Source organism: Psychrobacter vallis, assembly GCF_904846715.1.
Classification (GTDB): domain Bacteria; phylum Pseudomonadota; class Gammaproteobacteria; order Pseudomonadales; family Moraxellaceae; genus Psychrobacter; species Psychrobacter vallis.
The window spans coordinates 1-3288 of sequence record NZ_CAJHBU010000039.1 but is presented as its reverse complement, the minus strand read 5'-3'; the positions used below and the strand labels follow the sequence as shown (position 1 = coordinate 3288).

The 3288-nt window shown below is 38.1% G+C and carries 3 protein-coding genes; all 3 read left to right on the top strand.

Going from position 1 to position 3288, the window contains the following annotated elements; translation table 11 throughout:
- On the top strand, window positions 1-1941 hold a 1941-nt coding region (locus tag JMY02_RS13445), incomplete at its 5' end, for a hemagglutinin repeat-containing protein (RefSeq protein ID WP_201599161.1).
- 13 nt (window positions 1942-1954) lie between these two features.
- Window positions 1955-2263 (top strand): hypothetical protein, encoded by a 309-nt coding sequence (locus tag JMY02_RS13440; RefSeq protein WP_201599160.1) that lies wholly within the window; start codon window positions 1955-1957, stop codon window positions 2261-2263.
- Window positions 2264-2442: 179 nt separating this feature from the next.
- Window positions 2443-2790: a hypothetical protein gene (locus JMY02_RS13435; RefSeq protein ID WP_201599159.1), complete on the top strand. Its 348-nt coding sequence runs from the start codon at window positions 2443-2445 to the stop codon at window positions 2788-2790.
- Window positions 2791-3288 lie beyond the last annotated feature (498 nt).

Genomic DNA, 3288 nt, shown 5'->3' with positions numbered 1-3288 from the left:
AACGTCAATGCCGTGGCACAAAACAGCAATACCCGTAGTAATAACAAAAGCTCAAGTACCGCTATTGGTGGTTATGCCAGCTTTGGTCAAAACACTAGTGGCGGCATCACTGCCAGCGCGAGCCGTGCTAAAGGGTTTGCCAACAGTGACAGCACCACTTATGCCAACAGCCAAATCAACGTTGGCGGTACCACTACCTTTGACATTGGCCGAGATGTCAACATCAAAGGTGGTGTCATTAACACAGGTCGCGCCCAAGGCGCTATCGGTGGTGATGTCAAGATAGAGTCACTACAAGATACTGCTACCTACGACAGCAAACAAAAGAACATGGGCTTTAATGCTGATATCGATATAGCAGGCGGTGGTGCAGGTTCCAGCCTTTCGGTCAATGGTGGCAAGACCAATCTTAATTCTGACTACAAAGCCGTTGGTGAGCAGTCTGGACTTTTTACAGGAGATGGCGGTCTTGATCTCACTGCTAAGGGCAAAACCACACTCATAGGTGGGGCAATTACCACGACCGAAGCCGCTCGTGACGCAAGACGTAATAACTACGAAAGTCTTGGCGGCATCACGACGCAAGACATCGAGAACACCACCAGTTATGACGGTGATGCCATCCAAGTCGGTGTCAGTGTGGGTAATACCAATAATAAACCACAAGCCAATATGAACGGCCTAGGTTATGGCACAGATAGTGACAGTGACAGTGACAGTGACAGTGATAGCAGTGTGACTCATGCTGGTATTACAGGCATTGCGGGCAATAAAGACATCACCACGGACAACCGCGCAGAGTATGCAGGCATCCTTGAGAATAACTTTGATGCCAATCGAGTGAATGAGGAGCTTGGCGCGCAGACGCAGATTACGCAGGAGTTTGGCAAGGAAGCGCCAAAGGCGGTTGGGGATGTTTCGAGCTATATGCAATTTGTAATGATTGATAGTGGGAACGTTGATGCTGCTGATAAATGGGCAGAAGGTGGCGCTTATCGCGTTGCGCTACATACGTTAGTTGGCGCTATTGCAACAGGTAGTGTAGAAGGTGCATTAGCCAGTGGAACGACAGCAGTTTCTGTTCCAGCAGTAGATAAGTATTTAGAGAAGCAAGGCGTTGATGAGACCACTCGCGGCGCACTTTTATTAGGTTTATCAGCAGCGGCTGGTGCAGTAGTAGGTGGTGATACTGCGAGTACGGCTAGTAGTTTTAGTCAGACGCAGAATAACTATTTGACGCATAAACAGATTAATAAATGGGCTTGGGAACTAAATCGTTGTGATGGCGATCAAGCATGCATTAGACGAAATAATGATTATTTCGAGGGTCTTGATAAAGAACAACAATTGAAATTAGTTAATGTATGTGAAAACAATTTTAACGCAGTACAATGCTCGAATGAGATCAATAGATTTAACAATCAACTTTTAGAAGTAAATACAGATGATGCTAAAAAGACTATTGCTAAAAATAAAGGTTCTATAGGTCTCGTAGAACGTTCTAACGGTAATGCATACAACATACGTAACTTAGCACAAGGTAAAATTCAACGTAGCCTAGGACAAAATGCTAAAGCTGATTTTATTGATAAGATAAATGAGAAAACGTATGGTAAAGACTTACACAGAGTTGAAGTTGAGCGTAAACCTCAAGGATTAACTAAGTCTGGACACGCCAAAGATGGTCAGGCAAACGGTAGGGCTGTCGCGCAAGCCACTAACGATCTTCAGAAAGCTAAAAATTCTGATATATATATACAAAATAATGGTGAATATGTTATTAGAGGGACTAATGGCAGAGAGCATATTATTAATTCTAAAGGCAACGTAGTAACAACAGTTAACAATCGTTCAAACGCAGCGCATCAGAAACTAGTTGGTAAAAAACGACAGTCTGCATCTCAAGCAGAAATTGATCATATAAAATCTTTTGTTCAGTAAGGAAGGAAATAGTATGAATTACATAGATAAATATGATTTAACGTTGAAATTTGAGTTAGTTCAAAACCACTTTGTTTCTGATCTAGATGCACATTTAATTCTTACAAAAATCTTTGAAAATCCCAAAGGAACTTGGACTGATTTTAGGACGTATATAGATTACGATACTTATATAAACGATTATGATGGATTAGATGTTTCTATATGTTGGCTAAATGAAATAAATATGGAAAATAAACATTGGCGTCTGATTGCATTTTTTGAAAATAAAACATGCTTTTCTAAAATAGTAATATTTAATATGGAAACATTATCTTGTTAAGATAGTCTTTCAAATATATTAATTTGAAAAGTGGTTTTTTAATAAAAATTCTCATGGAATTACCGATAAGTAACAAAATAATAACAGTGTATAAAAAAAAAAAAAAAATTAAATTGACTTTTTAGTTCTTGATAGGTAGTTAGGTATATTGATATTTATAATTAATAAGGAAATAAAGGATGGATAATGATAGTTATACTACATTATATATAGATATTCTCTATAAATTTAATTCTGCTATAAATAAATTGGCATACGAAAAAAATTCTGATTATATTTTTAATAAAATCCTTAAGGAGTCAAATGGCACTTGGGTCAGCTTTAGAAAATACATCAATGAGGAAGAATATATAGAAAAATTTGATGGACTTGAGATGTATATATGTTGGTTAAATAATACTGACTCGAATAATGATAAGTGGCGGTTAATTACTTTCTTCGAATACAACGAACTCTTTTCAGAAATATGTAAGCTCGATATTAGAAATCTTAAACTAAAAGTAATTGAAAAATTTTATTTACCATAGGTAGATAAAAAATTAATATTTAGGTTTGGGGAGCTTGGAACGTATAATAATTCGTATTCAAGCCACCATTAGCTTATCAAAGCCCGTAAACTAAGCACTACTCTGTAAGTAATCCTTTCAAATATAAAATAAAGCTTTTACCGAGGGACGATGCTAATTTTTACAAAACAATAGCACATGCCTCGAATACTTCACAACTATTAAGGAAATTAAATATAGAGACCATGCTTCTTATGCTTTTGCTTCTTGTTTTTTATTTAACTGCACAGGCATCAGCCAAATTGCCAGCATCTATGTTGGTAATGCTCTAAAGAGTCAGACAGATGCTGATGGCGACTTCCTGATTACCTTTGCCGCCACCCTCAAGACCAAAGCACTCGCTAAAGAAGCGAACAGTGCAGGGTACGATCTACTAGATGGTAATCTAAAAGGCGTAGGCAACACCCGCATCCAAGCCACCATCGGTAGTCAAAAAAGCCAATCAAACAGCAGCAGTGT

Coding starts and splice junctions, on each gene's coding strand:
- JMY02_RS13440 (WP_201599160.1), top strand. CDS start 1,955: ATGAATTACATAGATAAATATGATTTAACGTTGAAATTTGAGTTAGTT.
- JMY02_RS13435 (WP_201599159.1), top strand. CDS start 2,443: ATGGATAATGATAGTTATACTACATTATATATAGATATTCTCTATAAA.